The organism is Agarilytica rhodophyticola (assembly GCF_002157225.2).
Classification (GTDB): Bacteria; Pseudomonadota; Gammaproteobacteria; order Pseudomonadales; family Cellvibrionaceae; genus Agarilytica; species Agarilytica rhodophyticola.
In genome coordinates this window covers 5347475-5367451 of record NZ_CP020038.1, presented here as the reverse complement: position 1 = coordinate 5367451, position 19977 = coordinate 5347475, and the positions used below count along the sequence as shown (strand labels likewise).

Annotated in this window: 12 protein-coding genes; 3 read left to right on the top strand and 9 right to left on the bottom strand. The window is 38.6% G+C overall.

Annotated elements, in window-relative coordinates:
* Positions 1-12: 12 nt before the first annotated feature.
* Entirely contained in the window at positions 13-1713 is a 1701-nt protein-coding gene (locus BVC89_RS22280; RefSeq protein WP_086933319.1) for a M35 family metallo-endopeptidase, read from the bottom strand.
* 801 nt (positions 1714-2514) lie between these two features.
* Complete coding sequence (locus BVC89_RS22275) at positions 2515-3597, bottom strand: exodeoxyribonuclease VII large subunit (protein ID WP_086933318.1); 1083 nt, start codon at positions 3595-3597, stop codon at positions 2515-2517.
* Between the two features lie 1148 nt (positions 3598-4745).
* Between BVC89_RS22275 and BVC89_RS22270 the strand changes: the two genes are divergently transcribed.
* From BVC89_RS22270 to BVC89_RS22260, 3 genes are all read left to right on the top strand, one after another.
* Positions 4746-8918, top strand: coding sequence for a DUF6701 domain-containing protein (locus tag BVC89_RS22270; RefSeq protein ID WP_086933317.1), 4173 nt, complete (start codon positions 4746-4748; stop codon positions 8916-8918).
* A gap of 240 nt (positions 8919-9158) precedes the next feature.
* A complete protein-coding gene (locus BVC89_RS22265) occupies positions 9159-9674 on the top strand; it encodes a hypothetical protein (protein WP_086933316.1) in 516 nt (171 codons plus the stop codon).
* Positions 9616-10650: a hypothetical protein gene (locus BVC89_RS22260; RefSeq protein WP_158658073.1), complete on the top strand. Its 1035-nt coding sequence runs from the start codon at positions 9616-9618 to the stop codon at positions 10648-10650. The genes BVC89_RS22265 and BVC89_RS22260 overlap by 59 nt, the downstream gene beginning before the upstream one ends.
* A 237-nt stretch (positions 10651-10887) precedes the next feature.
* On the opposite strand, the gene BVC89_RS22255 is transcribed toward BVC89_RS22260, so the two are convergent.
* From BVC89_RS22255 to BVC89_RS22225, 7 genes are all read right to left on the bottom strand, one after another.
* A complete protein-coding gene (locus tag BVC89_RS22255) occupies positions 10888-11730 on the bottom strand; it encodes a hypothetical protein (RefSeq protein WP_086933314.1) in 843 nt (280 codons plus the stop codon).
* A 200-nt stretch (positions 11731-11930) separates the two neighbouring features.
* Positions 11931-12533: a S41 family peptidase gene (locus tag BVC89_RS22250; RefSeq protein ID WP_281261001.1), complete on the bottom strand. Its 603-nt coding sequence runs from the start codon at positions 12531-12533 to the stop codon at positions 11931-11933.
* Between the two features lie 173 nt (positions 12534-12706).
* Positions 12707-13486 carry a S41 family peptidase gene (locus tag BVC89_RS22245; RefSeq protein WP_086933312.1) on the bottom strand — a complete coding sequence of 260 codons (780 nt, stop codon included), beginning with the start codon at positions 13484-13486 and terminating at the stop codon, positions 12707-12709.
* 527 nt (positions 13487-14013) lie between these two features.
* The gene (locus BVC89_RS22240; protein ID WP_086933311.1) at positions 14014-15252 is read right to left on the bottom strand and encodes an OprO/OprP family phosphate-selective porin; all 1239 of its coding nucleotides are present in this window, start codon (positions 15250-15252) and stop codon (positions 14014-14016) included.
* Between the two features lie 15 nt (positions 15253-15267).
* Complete coding sequence (locus tag BVC89_RS22235) at positions 15268-16953, bottom strand: ABC transporter transmembrane domain-containing protein (protein ID WP_086933310.1); 1686 nt, start codon at positions 16951-16953, stop codon at positions 15268-15270.
* A 193-nt stretch (positions 16954-17146) separates the two neighbouring features.
* Complete coding sequence (locus BVC89_RS22230) at positions 17147-18292, bottom strand: hypothetical protein (RefSeq protein WP_086933309.1); 1146 nt, start codon at positions 18290-18292, stop codon at positions 17147-17149.
* 471 nt (positions 18293-18763) lie between these two features.
* Entirely contained in the window at positions 18764-19495 is a 732-nt protein-coding gene (locus BVC89_RS22225; protein WP_086933308.1) for a hypothetical protein, read from the bottom strand.
* Positions 19496-19977: the final 482 nt, after the last annotated feature.

The following is a 19977-nucleotide window of genomic DNA, read 5'->3' as shown; positions in this document are numbered from 1 at the left end:
GATAATCCTATATTACTCCGAGATAGTGAGTTTATATTCGCCTCTACCTTTATATGCTTGAACTTTAAAGTAATATTTTCCTCTCGGTGCGTTAAAGCTTATTGATTCGTTATTATTTTGGGATCTAGACTCTTTAATAACTTTCCATCGGTTCGTTTCATCTAATTGATACAGATATAAATCAAAATCAGCGTCAGAATCTCGCGGTCCTATCAAAGTTGCTTTTAACGTACCGCCTGCATAGTCTATATAATCCGAACCACCAGGATGATTCTGGGAGTAATCTGCTCCGCTGCCTCTTAGGTTACCTTGATAAGATCTTCCTGAATTATCGGAACCAGAACCAAGTGTCACATTCTTCCAATCAGAGTATTCACTTACGCCACATGAATAAATTGCTCTGACGCGGAAATATGCTTTATCTATACCATTTTCGTTGTATACCTGGGACTCATTTAAACGAATTTCCATCGAATTATAATAAGTGGTAGGGTTGTCACCATTCCAAATTTCTATTTGATAATAGTCGGCATTTGTTGATGTTCCCCATGAAGCCGTGAACGATCTTAGTTGGCTATCGTAATAACTCAGATTTGTTGGAATTTTAATTTTACAATTACCACCGCCTATATCGCTTACAGGTGCCGTTTCTGCAAAATATTCAAAGCTATCGGCATTGTTAACGGCTCTATTAGGACTATTTCTCGCCATACTCTGAACGCCCGAGCTACCATAAACATGATCGTCGGTATCTGCAACATTATAAAAATGGCTTAACTCATGGATTAAGGTCCCAGCTTTCGTGTTTAAACCACTGTCATTATAAGCTGGCCAAAATGATTGACAAATGTAAATTTCGTAGGGGGAGTATGGATAAACATAAGCATAATAGTTTTCATCACAGTCGCAATTGTAGACAATATTTTGGTTATAGAATGCGTCACTTACCCTTTCAAAACCGGCAACAACTGTGTTGTAACGCGTAGATGTAGATTGGCCAAACCATTTTTCATAATGATCGCCAGGGGAATAATATGCATTATTTTCAAGATAGCGCCGGGAATTTCGTGTTCTAGACTTCGCGCTATCTTCAGCTTCACCCAGCGATTGCTGTTGTGAACTACTACAGTAACGGGTTGAAGATTTATACAACTTGTGGGGTTGACTGCCTGGCGTTTTCTTAAATTGCGCACTTGGCTTTGCCTTTTTTCCTCCATTCATCCAGATACTAAGCTTGTTCGATTCTACCAAACCTACGGGGTGAATGACCTTATTTGTCTTATTATTACTTAGAGGGTTGAAGGCATCGACAATCAGCTGAATATCGTATCTACCTGGAGCTGATAAATCATAAGCGCTGGCTAAGTTCATTGTCACTACATGATTTTCGTTCGGTTGTAAAACTAAGTAGTCATTTTCTGTTGGTGGTGCTCGTTTAATAATTCGCCCAGAATAATGAAGTTTCTTACCGTCTCGAATGACATTAAATATTCTACTATCAATTCTTCCTTCTCGTAATTTCCAGCGTAATATTCTTACCGGTGTGTCTAAGGTGTTTGTCACTGTAACCGTCACATTCCTTTCATGAGTGTCATCATAGTAATTATTGATATAGATTTCGGCTTTTAAAATATTTTCTTGCGAAAATACGTTTGCTGAATTAAATAGTGTTATTGAAAAAAAAAGAAAAATAAAAATTTTTGTTTTTTTCATAAATATAACCTTATGTTTTTATAGGCGCTAAAAATATTTTAATTTTCACTGTAACTTTTCCTAATATTACTGGTATATAAAGCATGAATTACTCTAGTCACGAAAAGAAAAAATAATGTTAAAAATATTGTTCTCTATAAGCAAAAAACACACAGCTATAATTTAGGCTTGAAGTATTTGCTTTTAGTATATTTTTTTAACCTATTTGATGGTAATTGATAAAAACGATATTGTTGTTTTGTAAAATAAATTTTATAAAAGGAGTTGTGTAAAAGGAATTGTGTAAGGTGAATTGTATAAAATAAATTTATAATTTTATTTTTCTTAGTTAAAATTAATTCAATTAAATTTTTGAATTCGTATTTGTTAAATATATTTCATGTCAAACATGTTCATTGATGTAAAGATAAGTTGGGGTTGGATGGTTATGAGTCAACAATAGTAGGTTTAATAGTAGCTTTAATAGTCGCTTTCAATATTCCACTCTATGGTTGATCGAATACTCATTGCAGAGGCAATTATTGGTGTGACCAATTTTTTTAAGTTGTTTTGATATGTTTTTTGATGGGCAAGATATATATGATATTTATTGTGAATGATAAGAGGGGCTGCTCTTAGATAGCTCTCAACTATCATTCAACCATTCATTCTCTCAATTATTACTCTCTCAAGTATTATTGGTGTCAAAAAATGTGAAACTGACGTTGCATACAGTCTCACTTCAGTTGAATTTAGTAGCATCTAGTAGATACAGGTATAACTTTACTTTTATTGATTGAGTAAAAGCTTACTTTATAAAAATCACATTACAGTGATATTTTGAAAAATATAGATGCCAAATAAAAATAATAACGTTGTCGCCATAGCGACCGTTGCAATCATCATAATATTATTACGTTTTTGCAAGCGCTGAAGGTTTTGCTCATTATTCTGTTTGTGCTCAGCAATTTGCTGCGAAAATAGATCTTTTATTGAGTTAAGGTCATCTTCATGCTCTTGTTGCAGGTTTTCAATACGCTCGCTCAAGCTCTTGTTATCGTGAGCAATAGTATAGTATTTCCTCGCCAGTTGATCCTCCGTTTCAAGCTGCCGTATTTCATTTATGAGGCTATGGCCAAAGTCTGAAGGCGAATTAAAAGATTGATCTGCATATTGGTCTAAGATGACATAGCCGTCAGCGTGGCCAATACCGGAATAGATAAAGCGCTCTGTGGAGAGCAAATAATCGATGACTCTAGCATTATTCCACAATTGCATACCTTTATTCGTCTCGGCACCAGCTCGAACAACAGCGATTGCTTTGGGATCGTATTCTGCTATAGCTGCATCGAGATCTTGTATAAACGTTTCTATCTCTGAAACATTGACTACTACCTCATTCCAAGGAACCGCTTCCTTTAGTTCTAATGCTGACCGGTAGTCGAGCAGGGCACGTTTGGTTCCTGCTACTAAAAGGTTCGGTAAGTTTTTTCGATAATTGCGAACAAATTGAGTAAGTGGTGTTTTAGGTCTTTTTCTCTCCGGAATAATATATTTGTCTTTGTCGTCGTCAAAGCCATTCCAGGTGCCGATAACTTCACCGCGCAGCTCTACGTCTAAACCATTGTGCAAAGGTGAAGATTTGACAGACAAAAAGCCGCCAATAATCACGTGTTCATGCAGCTCTGTAGGAGAATGATCTGGTGGGCAACGGAAACTAATAGAACGTTCTCGGCCTTTAATATCACCATAGACGCAAATATTTTTATGCGGTCTTAAACCGGTAACAACACCTCGAATGGTTATATAGCCATGAGGCTCCACTAATTTATAGGCATCGAGAATTTCATCTGGGTATAGACAAGTTAAGGTAGGATTCGAAGATGCTGTCGCCGGCGTACTCATCGCTATGGGTAAATCTCTTGTTGATATTTAAAGATTCGACATAATAACGAAATTAAATGATATAACCATAATAATTAAATAAAATACTAAAGTAATTTATTATAAATCAATTATTTATACTCGTTTATTTCCACTATTTTGCTCTGGCCAGTTCAAAAGCGTCTTGTATTTTTGTAAAAACGATAAAATCATATGCATGTTTTGTCTATTTAAGATATTTTCATTTATAGATGACCTGTATTAAGACAATATTTGTCTTAATTGAAGTGCTCTTATAAATATTGGAATTTTTTTGTTTGAAAAAATTTCTAATATATAGTTCTTGGTTATAGCTGTTTTTAAATATTTTAAGCATTAATTTTGGTTTTTAATTAATGCAGTAGGCGAAATACATCGCCTGATGTCGGCGTGTCAAATAGATGCTTTTGGCGTCTTTTCAAGGCTGATATTAACTTATTTTTACTGTTAAAGTAGTTAACATCGTATCTTTTATTATCACTAATATTTTTCTAGGTACTTTAGTGGCAGTTTACTGATAAAACAAAGAATACTTGGTTTGTAAATTTTATCGACATTGTTTTTTTTATTTGTGGCGTTCTAGCATTTATTTTATTGATTAAGACTTTAGTAACTGGGTAGGGATTGTGTGTTGTGCTAACAATTTTTCTGATATTTATATGCGATCTACTTTATGGTCAACGCTTTATAAAATAAAGCGTAAGCAGATTAACTAACGCTAATTAACTTTGTTTTTAATTTGTCTCATATTTAGCCTTTTCTCAAATACCATCTTCACTCTTTCTTATACTGAAAAGGAAGGAAATTCCAAGCCTTTATTACTTAAACCTACTGAAGACCTAATCTCAACAAGTTCTACAATTTGGCACTTTGTATGATTAATAGAGTTGAGGTTATCAGCCTTTGCTGTGAGTGAGTATTAAAAAATGCGTTACTTAGTAGGTTTTGGCTTTTATATTTCTTCAATGTTTTTTGCCTTAAACTTTTAGAATTGTTTATTACTCCTGCGAATATCCGTTTGAAACACTATTATTAAGATTATGTGTGCCTTGTTTTGTCCAGCATATGATCGCAAATGGGGTAGTTGGGCTCGATTAGTAGGTGAATAGTGTAGATTTTGATGAGAGACCATGTCCATAAAACGTACTGGTGAACGAGGACATTCCTGTCTGTATATAGTGATGCGTTTATCTGTTATATGTTGTATTTTGCTGCTGATAAACAGCTTCAGCTATGCCGATATTCGCGGCGACTATTATGATCAGAATGGCGTCGCCCGCGCTTATTTTACCGGCAATGTTATATCTCGTATTGATAGTAATATTAATTTTAATTTTGGTACTTCCGCCCCTCTGCCTGGATTTGGCATTGATGATTTCTCTATTCGTTGGCGCGGTGAAGTAGAAATTCCAACATCGGGCGACTACACCTTCATTACCCGTTCGGATGATGGGGTTCGCTTGTGGGTAGATGGAGTACTGGTTATAGATAACTTCACTGACCATTCTGCAACAGATAACACTGCCATAGTGAGCGGCTTGATTGCCGGTCGACGCTACTCTATTGTCATGGAGCACTACGAACGAGGAGGTTTTGCAGTGGCCACTCTATCCTGGGAAGGCCCGGGTATAGCGCGCCAAATTATCCCCGCAGGAGCGCTCTTTTTAGACATGACACCTCCTCAGCTGTCGAATGCCACTTCCCCCTGTTTAGATGGAACTATGACTGTCTTCTTTTCTGAGGAGGTGACCCAGGCAAGCGCAGAAAACCTGGCCAACTACTCTGTGGATTCTGGTGTGGTGCTCACTAATGCCACATTAGGCCCTTCTGGTAATACTGCTGTCATCGAGTTTTTTGGCGGCTCGGGGAACGGCTTTAATCTTGCGGTTAACAATATTGTTGATATTTCAGGTAATGTGATGTCCACGGCACAAACAGTGAATGTGCCTTTATCTGGTAACGGATTGCTCGCTTCGATTTATGATCAAAATGGAATTGCTCGCCAATATTTTACTGGTAATGTCTTCGAAAGAAGAGATCCCAATGTAGATTTTAACTACAGCACTGGCTCACCGGTGCCTGGTATTGTGCCTAGCGACGACTTTTCAATACGTTGGCAGGGGGAAGTAGAGGCGCCTGTTGACGGCAGCTATATTTTTGCCACGGTATCAGATGATGGGGTGCGCTTGTTCTTGGATGGCACCCTCATTATCGATAATTTTACGGATCATGGTGCCACTACTAATACCAGCACCCCGCAAACCCTGGTAGCCGGCCAGCGTTACTCTGTTGTAATGGAATACTACGAACGTGGAGGTCAAAGTGTCGCCAGTTTACAATGGCAAGGCCCCGGTATTTCTCGACAGCCAATACCTACTGAGCAGTTGTTTTTTGCTTGTAATACTATCCCTGTGAGTACGATCGCCGAATGGCGTTTAGACGAAGCTGGGTGGAATGGCAGTGTTGGTGAGGTTGCTGATAGTAGTGGTAACGGTCTCAATGGTAGAGCGATTAATCTTGATGATTTACCGTCCACGGCAATGAGTAATCCTGCATTAAGTGGTGATCCAGGGACTTGCGGTTATGGTGTCTTTGATGGTCTGTCCGATGGCTATGTGCAGATTGATGACCCTGGAACCAGCTCGATTTTAGATCTTGATACAGAGTTTTCAGTCACCACTTGGATTTTTCCAACTGCTTTGCCTACGGGTGTCGGAGGACTTCATACCATAGTCTCTAAAGATGAAAACTTTGAGTTTCATCTCACCCCAGCAGGGCAAATCTTCTGGTGGTGGGGGCGCACTGGTGGTCGCTTACTTACTTCTACGCAAACGGTTACCTTAAATACCTGGAATCATGTTGCCATTACTTACGCCTCTGGCCAACAAGCAATATATATTAATGGAGTAATAGCTGGTACAGGGACTTCAACAGCCGCTATTACCACCAATGACGATCCGGTATTAATCGGCACAGACCTCGACTTTCATAGCCGGCGCTTCACCGGATTAATCGATGAAGTAAGGATTTTCGGTAGCCAGTTAACTGCGGTACAAGTAAATGCGGTGATGAATGATCGGCATATTTGCCCAATGTCTAGTGTTGATCACTATGCTATTAGTCATAGTGGTATTGGTCTCACCTGTGAAGCTGAGAATGTCACCATAGTGGCTCACGATAGTTTACATGTGCCCGTGGATGTGGGTGGGAGGTCTATTCAAATTAGTACAACATCTTCAAGTTCAGGCTGGAATCCTACTGACAGTAACTGGAGTTTGGTCAGTGGAGGCGGAGTGTTAACCTTCCCAGGCGCTGGGCTTGCGGAGTATCAGTTTGCCAGTAATGAGGCCTCGGTTACTTTAGCTTTGGCAAATATTTCACCTGCTCTCATCGATATTGATATTGTTGATATTGCCAATTCAGCCTTAACTGATGATGATGGAAGTTTGGAAGATCCCTCACTAAGTTTCCGTGAAACTGCACTGCGCTTTTATAATGATGCCGATGGGAATGGTAATGCAGACGGTAACGACCCTATCGCAAGCCCAGTTATTTCTGGGCAAGTGAGTACTCCCTTTGTTTTGAAAGCTATTGAAACTAATACCCAAACCGGTGCTTGCCAAGCTCGTTTATTGGGGGATAGGGATGTAGATTTAGCTTATGAATGCGTTAATCCTTTATTCTGCTTTAACACGGGAGATGTGCAGATTCTGGGAACGCCAATCGGTGAAAATGATGCAGGCTCCGTAAGTAATTATGTGCCATTGCGACTAAGTTTTGATGCCGAGGGCGAAGCCTCATTAAACTTGCGTTTTTTTGATGTGGGGAATATAAGGCTGCACGCTAGGGCAGATTTGCCTGCTACGGCAGACGATCCTGCGATCACCCTAGAGGGCAGTAGTGCAGTTACGACTGTTAAGCCAGCTAACCTGGTTATCACCACTATTGAAACGAGTGGTGGCGCAGCTAACCCTGGTACGAGTGCGGCTGGCGACGGTTTTACTGTTGGCGGTAGCCGCTTTCGAGTGGTTGTAGAATCCCGTAATGCGATAAATGGCTTGACCCCCAACTTTGGTGCTGAGGTTGTCGCCGAAGGTATTACTCTTAACTTGGTTTCCTTAGTGATGCCTGCTGGAGGTAACGCACCTGCGTTAGAATCTCCTGCGAGCTTTAGTTTTGTTGGCACTCAAGGCCGTTTCCAAAATAATTCCGTCAATTGGCCGGAAGTTGGCACGATCACAATTAATGCTACTATTGCCGACGGAGACTATCTGGGATCGGGAGATGTAAATGGAAGTGTGAGTGGCAATGTTGGACGTTTTTATCCTAGTCACTTTCGATTACTCAGCAGTAACCTAGTGCCCGAATGTACTAGTGGTGGTTACAGCTATATGTCGGATCAGCTTTTTAATCATCGACCACTGGATTTTTCATATTCTATTGCCGCCCAAATTGCTAACTCAACTACTGCTCAAAATTACGATACGTCCTTAGCATATCCTGTCACAAGCTTTCTGGCTGTAGCCGAAGACAGCAATAATGGCATAGACCTAAATGCTCGTACACTAATACCTAATGCGGATTGGGAAGATGGTGTAATGGCTGTAACAGGGGGGAATAATGGTGGTTTTTCCCGCGCACTAGTGGGAGTTAACGAAGTGACAGACGGCCCTTTCAATAGCTTGCAATTTGGTTTGAAAACACGTTCTACAACACTGGATAATGTTGACTTTCTGGCGGTAAACAGAACCATGAATGCCGACTCTACAAATGATTGCTTGGCTGATAATAGTTGTAACGCTGTTGCACTCGGTAATCTTGGAATATTCCGCTTTGGACGTTTATTTGGCAACAATGCCCATGGGCCTGAAACGGCTGATCTTGCGGTAACCCTGAATAGTCAGTACTGGAATGGGAGTGAATTTGTTATTCATGAAAGTGACGATTGCACAGCGATTGCAATGGAAGATATTAGCTTTGATGGCAATGATTTAGTAACAGATGGCAATCGTAACGTCGCGCTTAACAGTGGTGCCACCTCCGGTATTTTTACCGACTTTACCCCAGGTATCGAAATGCGTATGAGTGCCGGTGATGCTGGCCTTGTATTCACTGCTCCAGGTGTTGGCAACTTAGGTTCGTTTTTGGTGGGTATAAATCTGTCCGACTATCCTCACCTGCGCTTTGATTGGAATCAGGATAGCAATAATGCTGACGACAGTTCACTGCCAAGTATTAATGTCAGCTTTGGTCGTTATCGTGGGCACGATAGAATTATCTATTGGCGAGAAGTCTTGCAGTAGGTTATTGCCTTGATGAAAATATATAAGCTAACTCCCGCAAGGTCACAAACATTTAACTAGAACTCCCCTTGTAAGAAGCCATTCCTTCACCAGAATGTGGAGTGTAACACAATGTAAAAATATTCCTTTTTTGAATTAATTGTTGTTGTTTTAATAGCTTTTTGTTGGCATGATCCGCCTCGCCAGGATTGCGCAGTCTCGGGCTATAAAAATAATATTAAGGATTATTAAGGATTTTAAATGCATATTAAGAAGTTATCTGCAACGTCATGTCTTGCCATTTTGGGATGCTCTTTCAGTACAGCCTCTATAGCGCTCGAAGAAGTAATTGTTAATGGTCCCACAATTAGAAATGAGCCATTTATATCTGCCCGCCTTGGTGGTGGAGGCTCTGGTGGGGGATTTGGCGGTAATGGTGCTGGTTTTGGTGGCGGTGCTGTAAATAGAATTGCTGAAGAAGAAAGAAAGAGGCTGGAAGAAGAGAAGAAGGAAAAGGAGGCTGAGGGAAAAGAGTCTTGTCTTAAACAGGCGGCTGAAACATTTCACTCGTGTGATCAGAAAGCACTTACTGTATTTAGTCATCGTATACGTGGTTGCGTAGATCAGACATTGACTATAGAGCTATTTGGTCGTGGTAGTGTCGGTGTTGATGCCTCGCGTAGAGATATGAACTGTGTGCGTAATAATGAAGCAGATCGTGAAGTCCAGCGAGCTGCCTGTAGGACAAGAAGAATTTCTCAGGAAAATAATTGTTAGCATTACTACATATTTAGAAGGAATTTTTGTTGAACTTGGCGCAAGAAGCAAAGAAAAAGGAAAACTGATGAAAAGCAAAATATCTATAGCTGCTTTACTATGTCTAGCACTAATTGGGATATTGTTATTAGTACAAAATAATGAGTCAAACAATGGTAAAGTGTCACATCTGGTAGATAAGAATGATGAGCAAGATAGCTCTGAAGCTTCTACTAATGCAGTGGACGAAGGCGATAAAAGTATCAATTTGCCTGATAGCTTTAAAGACATCATTTACCATAAAGAATCCATAGAAAAAGACGATCGCTTTATAGGCTTAACCCAGGCAGAGCAGCATCAACTGTCCGAGTGGGATATGAGAAATGGAAGTTCTTTAGAGCAAAAAGATTTGTATATTAATTATGATAAAAAAACAATATATGCTCTAGCTAAACAAGGAGATATTTATGCCATGCAAGCTGCGGCTTCCCAATTAATAATAGATTTAAATATTCCAGAAGCATTAGACACTTTGCGAGATGCAGCAGCATTAGGTTCTATAGAGGCTCTTTATATGCTCGGAGCAAGGTATGGAGATGCAATTTATTCTTTAAAAAAAGGACATGAAACAGAAGAGCAAATAAGAGATAAATTTAATGTGCCTGTTTTTAAAGATTATAGCCTTGAGAAAAGTTTAGAGATCTTGGCTGCGGCGCATTATATGGCTTCTGCTTTGAGAGGGGATGCGTATGGTGCGGTTGTGCATATTGATGCGTTTGAGAATTATCCTTTGCAGCGAGAAATAGCTAAAGAAGACTGGCCTGCCATTATTAAAAACGCGAACGCTATTTACACGGCTATTGATGAGCGTCGAGAAAAAATGAACGCGGATGAATTTGATAATTCTTATCCTGCGCCCTATGCTCGCTTACACGGCCTACCTAAAGAAAACAATATGTCTGAAAAGTTTTGCGAGATTCTCGAAGGCGATTGTTAAACAGCTATATTTTATTCTTGCTCAACGTCTTCTCTACTTTGTGGAGAAGATTGTATGCTGAATTTAAATGCCGAAACTCGTTTATATATTTAATATTTTATTCGAAAGGTTTTTTTCTGACTACCTGATGTTCAGCGCCTCTCATCTGCTACTTAGATGATAAGAAGTTCTTGTAGTACTTAACTAATCTGGCAAATATCAAGAGTATGTTTAGCGAATCAATATTTCAAGTAAATCTTATATGACTTTGTTCGGTGTCATTGTTTGGTTACACACAAGAAATTCTGCCGCATTCATGGTATTAGGAACGGCGACAGATAATTTATTTAAGCCAGATTGTTGGCGTTGGTCATTGTAGTTCTTAATTAATTTGAGTGCTTGTTTCTCTGTTCGCATTTTTTGCTTAGAGCTAAGAGGTATTGAACCCATTAGACCGGTAGTACTACCTGGCGCTAAGTGTTCTACAAGGCGCAAGGTGCTTTCGTATTTTATGGCGACATTATGGGTACTTTTATTTTTTGCTTTTAACGTTTGGTATTCCTCCAGGTAGCTAGCGGCAAGATAAGTGAGTGGAAAGAGAATGCCGTGTACAGCTGCCTTATATGCCCATTTCCGCCCCTCATGAATATCGTTAGTTCTATGACTTTCGAGCAGCCGTGTACTTAACGCTGCCATAGCATAAGCGTATCCTTGTTTTGCTAGGCTTTCGATTTGTGTTGGGGTTAAATTGACGATATATTTATTTTCGATTAGTAGACGGCCATCAGAGTCGTGAGACACTTTTAGAAAGTTGTCACTACTACTCGCATATGACGCCAATTGATCAATGCTTGTGCACTCGGTTTTAGCCCTGCTACTGTTATAAGCGCTTTTGTTTATGCGGTCTGATTTTTTAGTAGCTGCTTGAGTAAAAGTTGGGCTGTTGGATGCAACTCTATATTCAGCACCATTATTAACATCGCTGGCTTTTATATTATCGTTTTGTCTCTTAATACAGTGATCTGTTTGAAAAAAATAAACGTTTACTACCATCGCAAGTGAAAAGCCAAAGGTAGTGGGTGCTAAGTATGACAGTTTCATTAACATTCGAACTCGGTTACTTATAAATAATAACCTTATAGCACTAATTTCCATCGATTTCAGTTAATTTAACAGCTTTTAATGTATGTTTATTGAAAATTTTTGTAAAGGTTATGTAATTTTGATAAAAACTGCGCCCATATTAATAATTAAGAACGCAGGCTAGTATGTTTAATGTTGCGCTATGATTGCATCTTACTTTATTTTAATAATTCCTTAATAGCGCTATCTATACCACTATCTTTCTTAGCTTGACGATCTTGTTTACTTGCAAATGCTACTTTCATATCCACTGGTATGCCTTGATGTTCATACCATTTGCCGTCGGCACTTAATACGATCTGATTCGATATCTCAAATGCGATTTCGCCCGTAACACGGCTAGACACAGGTGCTGAAAAACCTCCATTAGTTTCTTCTCCAATAATTGTTACATTTGATCGTGATTTCATAGCTAAGGTAAATGTTTCTGCTGCACTAAAAGATGTATTGCTCGTTAGTACAACTACAGGTTTTATATATTGAGTATTGCCTTGAGGTTTTACATAAACTTTTTTCAGTGGTGTACGTGTGTTGCCAAACTTTTCCTGAAGTGAATACACATGAGTACGTGTATCGATAAATCTGCTAACAATATCTAAAGCCATTTCACTAGAGCCTCCTGTATTCCTGCGTACATCGATGATGATACCAACAGTGTCCCGCATATCATTCACAATTTCATCGATTGCATTACTTGAAGATTTTATGAGATCAGCAAGGTTAGCCTTCTTTTTAAAATTGTCAAAACTGTTTATCTCAATATAACCTACATTGTTTGATGTAATAAAAGAAATAATATTTTTTTCATCACCGAAACGTTTTATCTTACTAGAATCTGAAGAATAGCTTTCAATTATACTTGTGACTAAGAGGTTCTGTTGTATTGCATGTATGGCAGAATTAACTTCTCTAAGTTCCGATGTTTTATTATCCGCTAGATATTCACGTTCAAATATATCAAATATGCTAGATTTGTTTTACCAGCAAAATCAACGCCACTAGGTCTATTTAAAAGATCATTAATCCCATCTTTTAATGAGCCTTGTACTAGCGTTGTATGGGGGTCTGCTAATGGTGTTAACATCTCTTTGAATAGTTCAAGTAATTGTTTCTCATTTTTGATGCTACTAACTCGTGGCTTGAATCTTGAATAAATTTCATCCCAGTTTGTTTTACTTGCTTCAATACCTACATGGTATTCATTTACCTTGTCCCATAGAAACTTGAAATCGCGATCTGCATCGAAAGTATAGTCTTTGCTTCCTTTTAAAGGCAGTAAACCTGATTTGCATTTTTCCGGTAACGAATCAATACGCTTCCCTTGTTGTGCAGGTTCGAAGATAACCGTTCCTTTTAGTTCCAATATAGTATTATTATCTTTGAATTCTATCGCATCGTTAAATTCTTCTATTGAAAGTTTACCCTCTGCCTGAACTAAACAATTATCTTGTGTATAAGAAAAATCTGTCACAGTGTACTGACTGCCGTCAAATATAATTTCAGTCATTTCACCATAGCCAGGGGAGTCATATATCCCACCCATAAATTGTCTGCTAGTAGATGTAGACGTAGATGTTGATGCTGTAGACGAAGCTACTGGTGTTGTAGCTGTATTATTATTGCTTGGAGTGTTGGATGACGATCCTCCACCTCCACATGCGATTAATGAGACATATACTGCAAGTATAGGGGTTATTTTTAAATAGTTTTTCATTTATTTCACCGCTTATGTATTTGGAAAGGTATTGGGTTGATTACCTTTACTAAATTTTATGGTGAAGACTATATAAAATGTAAATGAATGAAAAGTTAACTCAAACTTAACGTAAGCTTAACGTTACAAATAGCGAATAAATAGTTACATATAAATATAGATATTAATTCTTTACGAAAAGAGTCAGGAATTGAACAATAATTTTTAAACTATACGATTTAATTTCGTATGAAAATACTCGTAGTCTTTTATGGTAAATATTTGATCTATTTAAGATTTTTCTAATTTTGGATGCTGTTAAGGAAGGGGTATGTTGAAGCAATCTAATAGCTTGCTATAGATGTTGGCTAAATATATAACTCCGTTTATAAAAATCAGTCAACAGGGGTAATGATCGTATTATGTAACAGTATGTTTCTGTACCGTATGTTTTTATATAGTATATCAAGCAAATATTTATGCTAGACATACTATATGTAATTGGTAAGCTACTCCTATTCTGGAGAAAATTATTCTGTTGCAGAATATCAAAAAAAGAATTGAGCTCGCATTTGTATTAATGTATCGCTATCAGTGGTTCTACCATTTTTCTCTGTAATTCGTGAAGTGTTTAACATGATCTTACTATTTCCGGTAGGGTACCAGTTGAGTCCTAGGGTAATTGTTTGACCTTCTTCTCCATCGATGTCACCATCTAAATCTACATCTGTGTCTCTCAGATTTAAGGTGCTATAGCGGACAGCAATTTCCCACGCACCTGTTTGCCAGAATTTTGAATCGAAATGTGTTAATTCTTTTTTAGGAACTATACCGCTAAAGCTTCCACTGCGCGTTCTATAGCGCCGTCTTTCTCCTGTTAGTGCCCAACTTGCTTGCGCATAAAACCCATTAAAACTTGGATTATTATTTGAGACACTGGAAGTTAAACGGTTAATATCTGCCATGAAGTACTCTGCTTGTAATAGGCGGGGGCCATGACGCAACCCAAATTCCAGGCCTGTGAGTGTATACTCCTGTGTATCTAAGATACGTGGATGAGAAATATTTGAGCCTGAAACTAGTATAGTTTCAGGGCGTGTATTAAAGCGAACACCTCGATTAGCTTTGGGCTTTCTTCTGCTTGCCGACGCTCCTAAATGTAATAACACTGAATCGTTGCGTATGGCTTTCCAGGTTCCTCTTGCTGTTATTGCCTTGTCATTGTTTCTATCGCTATTGGTAAGTTCTAGGCCCGCTAACTCGGAGTCAAAGGCGCCGATACTAACCCCCCAATTTCTACCTCGAGTATTCGCTTGTATACCTGTGCTATAGTCAGGGCCAATAGCTGTTGCTAAAGGTCGCTCCATTAGTACTAGATAATTAGAATTGGATGTTTCAGATAAGCCAAAAGGTTCTTGGATACGCCCAGCAGCAAAATGAATGGGCCAAGCACGATAATCAACTCTAAGGTCTCGAAGTTCTAGTTCGCCATCCGGAAAATCGCCACTTAAGCGCACGCGCCAATCGTCTCCAAGCTTTGCTCGAATACCAAGGCGGGCGCGGCGCCAATCGTTACTGCTCTCATTATTAGCATCAACACTTGAATTTACTAAAAAGTCGTGCATGAATCGACCAGTCAAACGCAAGCTAACACTATCGTTTACATGTGTTTCAATACGTTTGGCTTTTTTTGCATGAGTATTATTAGCTATACCGAATAATAAAGTTAGCACAGCAAGCAATATGACGAAATTTCTTATTTGTATAAGTTTATCTTGAGTTAACATTTTTTTAATTCCATATTAAGTATTATATTCGTGAATTTTTTGCTCTTGCAAAAGCCAATGTCTTGTTGATTTTTGCAGATTCAATTTACGCTGGTGGCTGACTTCGATAATAGTTCCGGGAAACTGACTTAATGTATGCTCAATAATTTTGAATGAATGGGCATCTAGGTGGGCATCAAGCTCATCTAACAGAAGCAAATGAGGGTTCATAAGTAATGCTCGGGCGAGCATGATGCGCTTGCGTTCTCCAAGTGATAAGTTTTTACCCCCTTCGCTTAATTTAGAGTCTAAACCCCGTGGCAAACGTTCAATTATGTCCCCAAGGTTGCATCTTCTAATAATACTATCGAGCTCAGTCTGATTTATATGAGTGTTGGCATAGCTTAAGTTGCGTAGAAGTGAGCCACGCATTAAACCAATATCTGGTGATACTAAAGCAATATTTTTTTGCGATACTCTAATGTTATGGTCACTAACAAGAGGTGTATTGTCTAATTCTATTTGCCCTGTATTTAAAGGCAATATTCCGGCAAGAGTGAATAATAGTGTAGTTTTCCCTGTACCATTTTTACCTTCTAAAAAAATGTGTTCTCCGGCTTTTATTTCAAAGTCACTGATTTTTAAAATACCTTCGATACTGATTTTTCTAGCTGATATTTGACCAGTGCTAGTCCCTTCTAACGAAGGTTTTTTTCCTATTTTTATGTTTCGTCTAGGTGAGTCTAAAAACCGTAAAATTTTTTCATTAGATATTTTCCATTGTTGCCAGTAATCTACAATACGTCCCATATCCCGCAGAGGAGTTAATAATAATCCGAGCAGTGTCATAATAGCCGCAATATCTGCACTACTAATGTGCTTTTCAATAACAAGTTGGCTAGCCGCGATTAAGACAAGGGCTGTAGTTAATACTGTTGTTGCCTCAAGTGAAGCATATAATGCACCGACAATATATGCTCGTTTTATTGTTGCATCGTAAAGGGAATGGCTCTGCCTATTCACTCGACGAATTTCTCGATATTCTTGATTATATGCTTGAACTGTGGTTGCCGTATTGATTCGATCCGTAACTGTTGCCGCTAGACGAGCGCGAAACTTTCGTATTGAACGAATTGCTCGCGGTAGTTTTGAACCAATAAAAGTGCACAAAGATACGGCGATTAATAAACTCAGAAAAACAACTGACATCAATAATATCTGTTGCCATGCTAGTACAACTAGTACCACTATTATGGTACTAAACATGACAAGTAGACGTGCTAAACCCAAAGCAACCCATTGTCGTAATCCATTTAAATCGGTAACAAAACGCAAAGCCATAGCACCATGAGAAAATCGTTGAGCCGCACGTAAATCCGCGAACATTAAATGGCGAAATAATTTTAAACGCACTTGTACGATATAGTTCTGGCCTAAATGTTCTGCAGAGACTCTTTCAGCCCACCGCAATAAGGCGATGACAATAGATGCCGGTAGCATCAATATCATAGGTAACGCAGTTTGTATGAATGAATGATGCAGAGTATATTCTGTGTTTTTCTCCAAGGCATTTATACTGTCGAAAAACTCAGCTACCAATCCACTGACAAACAAAATAGCTAGTGCATGTAGTACTCCCAAAATAACTAACGATGTTAAGTATACTTGACGTTTTCCTTGCCAAACGGGGGTGCTGATTGCTGGTAATGCTGTTAACCACATATGACTAGCCCTAATGCTGAACTGAAAGTTCGCTCTATTAGTGTTAAGAGGTTTTTATATAGGCACTCCATTTTTAAGCTGAGTGCCTCTAGATCTATTGTTCACTTGGCAATAAAGATTTACCGAGTTACTAGATTTGAGTTTGTTAATACAGCCCTAGATATTTAACAAATTCGAGAATCTTTCATAGGCTCTAGGCAGTATGACCACATACCTGTGTGAGTTCGCTTTGCTTCGCTACTATCTTGGCGGTCGCTATTGCAGGAGATTCTGCTTTTTTCTCCGTTTGAAAGTGTTGAAAAAACTTTTTAGGTAATATGGCTTGTAGGCTCATGGGTGATGAAAGCTCTTCTGCCGTAATTGGATCACTTGGGATCAAAGCTTGTAATTCACGCATTGCTAAAGGAGATAGCGTTAAACTACCACTTACACCTAAAACTGGAAGTTGTTGTTCTTGTAGCCAGTTGTATCCTGCATATGCACCTAGAGCGTCTGCTGCCGCAAAAAAGATACCGTCAACTTTGGATTTAATAAGTTCGGATTGTAGTAAGAAGCATGTTTCCGGATGAGAAACGCCATCAGCAATCTCTGCAACAATAACGTCGACATTTTCCTTTGCAATATTATTTAGAAGAGTTTTAGCGGTAGTAATCAGGGTCGATTGGTTTGCTAAATAAGTAGAAGGCAGGCCAGCATCGGTAAAATCTAATACTCGTTGTGCACCTGAATCAGTCATTCGCCATAAATCACCACCAGCACCGGTACCAGTTAATTTTACAGCACCCACAGAATAACCCATGGCTGTAAATCCTCTTATCAAGCTACAGGCTGTATGAGTTTTTCCTGAATTCATCGATGTGCCACATGATATGAATAATGGCACTTGTTTAGCTTTTGGTGATGATGATTCTGGTAAACTAAAGTCTGATAAGTTTATAGCTTTTCCTTTACCGTCAGCGAGTACACCTAGAGGACGAATTTGAGTTGCTTCTTTCATGCGTGAATGCTGTGTCGTTGCGGTTGCTGCCAACCCTCCTGCTGCAACCATGTCACACGTTGATAGATTATGTGGTACTAAGCCTTCAAACTGATCAGGTGCATATCTATTGCCGTAAGCTAGTACAATGAGGTCTCCAGGAGCTAAGCTCGCTCGACGGCCATCGACGAGTTCAATACGTTGATGTTGACCTATTTTATCTATCTTCGCTAATACTACATCACCAGGATGAGGGCGGTAGGGTTCGCGTATGAGTAATTTTGCCTTTTCTAAGTCTACTCGTCGGCATGCGAACGATACTTTTGCATCATTAATTTGTTGTTGCTGTAGGGTGATTTTCATAATGTTCTCCACAAGGATAGCTCGTAGTAAATAGGTCTGATACCTGTTAATAAGTGTGTTTAAACAGGTAACGTCCAGGGAGAAGAATTTATTCCCAATTATTTTTATAAATATATTTGTTGTTGTGACCTCGTATTTCTAGAGGCCTAAGAGGATACTGCTCGGTTTAATCATTGTTCATGTGTGTTCGTCAGTATTCTATAACTAAAATAGAGGGTTACTAACCTGTGGCATTATATGTTGGTTTAATAGCAGCGCATGGATACACGTATGAACTCCTTAAAATCAAGCCGTTTCGTATAAATGCACTGTATTTTAAAGGACGATGGCTAAATATATCGTGACGATATATTTAGCCGCCGGGTTAATAGTTTGTATCTTCTAGCCACTGAAAAACCATATTGGATTATACCACAAAGGAAGGTATTTATGAGGGTTATTTCGGGTTACTGTTTACACGTAATTAGGAAGCTAAAGAATCGTGAATATATTGTTACCTGGGCCAATATTCTTTGTTTTTCTTATCAATGTAGTAATACGTTTTTCATTAGAAGAATCTTGTGAAACCCATTTGGTTTTAAGCAGACGATCATAGAGGGCACTTAATTCTATAGCCTGTTTTCTATCTGGAATTGTCTCTCTACATTTATATGCTTGTATTTTATGACAGCATTGATGCGCATTGTAAAGCAACGATGCTTCTTCATTACTAATGATGTTGTCATATTTAGCAAGTTCTAATAGTTCAACAAAATGTTGGCAATGGAATTTATAGTAAAGTAGACCTTCTATAACGCCACTTACCATAAAACAATAAGACATCCATGATTGACTACCAAATGCATTATGTGCTTCTAATGCAAAGCGAGCTAAACGGCGTTTTAATGCCTTGTGCTTAATATGTGGAAAAAGCATGGTATAGTCTTTTATACCATTATGGTAAACAGTGAGAGTTCCAGAGCTTTGATATCCGTTATCCCAGGCGATACCTGGCGTAATCATCGTATCATTAACAAGTTCGTAGGGTGGACAAGTGAAATTTATATCTGTGTGAAGTGTGTGATCGATGTTTAAACGTGTATTAGTCAGTGCATAAGCTGGGAGAGTGGGAATTTTAAATACTAAATAGTCGTTATAACAGTTTTCATCCCCAGAAGCGCGTATCAATTCGGGGTGCTCTAATTGGAAAATAGTAACTAGCATCTAAGTGCTATCTCCATGTATTTAAGTGCAGGCATTCAAGTACAGGTATTCTGGTGTGGCTCTTAATTGAGACTCTTAGTTGAGACAAACAAGCTATAGAATAAGCTTTTGTAATAAAGAGTAAAGCTACCAGTTGGCAAAAAAAACTTTCCAATAGAATTGTTTCAAAGTGTAATTGCTTTTTAAAATGAGTGTTTGAATTTCTGTGGGCTCAATATATCTCTAATAATCTAAAATCAAACTCAATAAAATCGATAATTGCTCGTGAGCATGCAGTCGTTACTTGTCTTTCACCAGCTAAAATATCGTAAGGTTAATCCCACGTTATAGGAATAGTTTTTTTTAATTAGTTTGATTAACAATTTTCATTCTTAGAAACCCAATATTTGAGTTTATCTCTTTTAGTAATAGAAGTGATGATGTTATAAAAGCAAGTGCATAGGGTGTGGTAACTTTAATACATACTATGGCTTATTGATCAT

What these genes read in the sequence shown, in the direction of transcription:
- BVC89_RS22265 (WP_086933316.1), top strand. Translation starts at nt 9,159, where the DNA reads ATGCATATTAAGAAGTTATCTGCAACGTCATGTCTTGCCATTTTGGGA.
- BVC89_RS22275 (WP_086933318.1), bottom strand. Translation starts at nt 3,597, where the DNA reads ATGAGTACGCCGGCGACAGCATCTTCGAATCCTACCTTAACTTGTCTA.
- BVC89_RS22240 (WP_086933311.1), bottom strand. Translation starts at nt 15,252, where the DNA reads ATGTTAACTCAAGATAAACTTATACAAATAAGAAATTTCGTCATATTG.
- BVC89_RS22245 (WP_086933312.1), bottom strand. Translation starts at nt 13,486, where the DNA reads ATGAAAAACTATTTAAAAATAACCCCTATACTTGCAGTATATGTCTCA.
- BVC89_RS22225 (WP_086933308.1), bottom strand. Translation starts at nt 19,495, where the DNA reads ATGCTAGTTACTATTTTCCAATTAGAGCACCCCGAATTGATACGCGCT.
- BVC89_RS22270 (WP_086933317.1), top strand. Translation starts at nt 4,746, where the DNA reads ATGTCCATAAAACGTACTGGTGAACGAGGACATTCCTGTCTGTATATA.
- BVC89_RS22230 (WP_086933309.1), bottom strand. Translation starts at nt 18,292, where the DNA reads ATGAAAATCACCCTACAGCAACAACAAATTAATGATGCAAAAGTATCG.
- BVC89_RS22255 (WP_086933314.1), bottom strand. Translation starts at nt 11,730, where the DNA reads ATGAAACTGTCATACTTAGCACCCACTACCTTTGGCTTTTCACTTGCG.
- BVC89_RS22235 (WP_086933310.1), bottom strand. Translation starts at nt 16,953, where the DNA reads ATGTGGTTAACAGCATTACCAGCAATCAGCACCCCCGTTTGGCAAGGA.
- BVC89_RS22280 (WP_086933319.1), bottom strand. Translation starts at nt 1,713, where the DNA reads ATGAAAAAAACAAAAATTTTTATTTTTCTTTTTTTTTCAATAACACTA.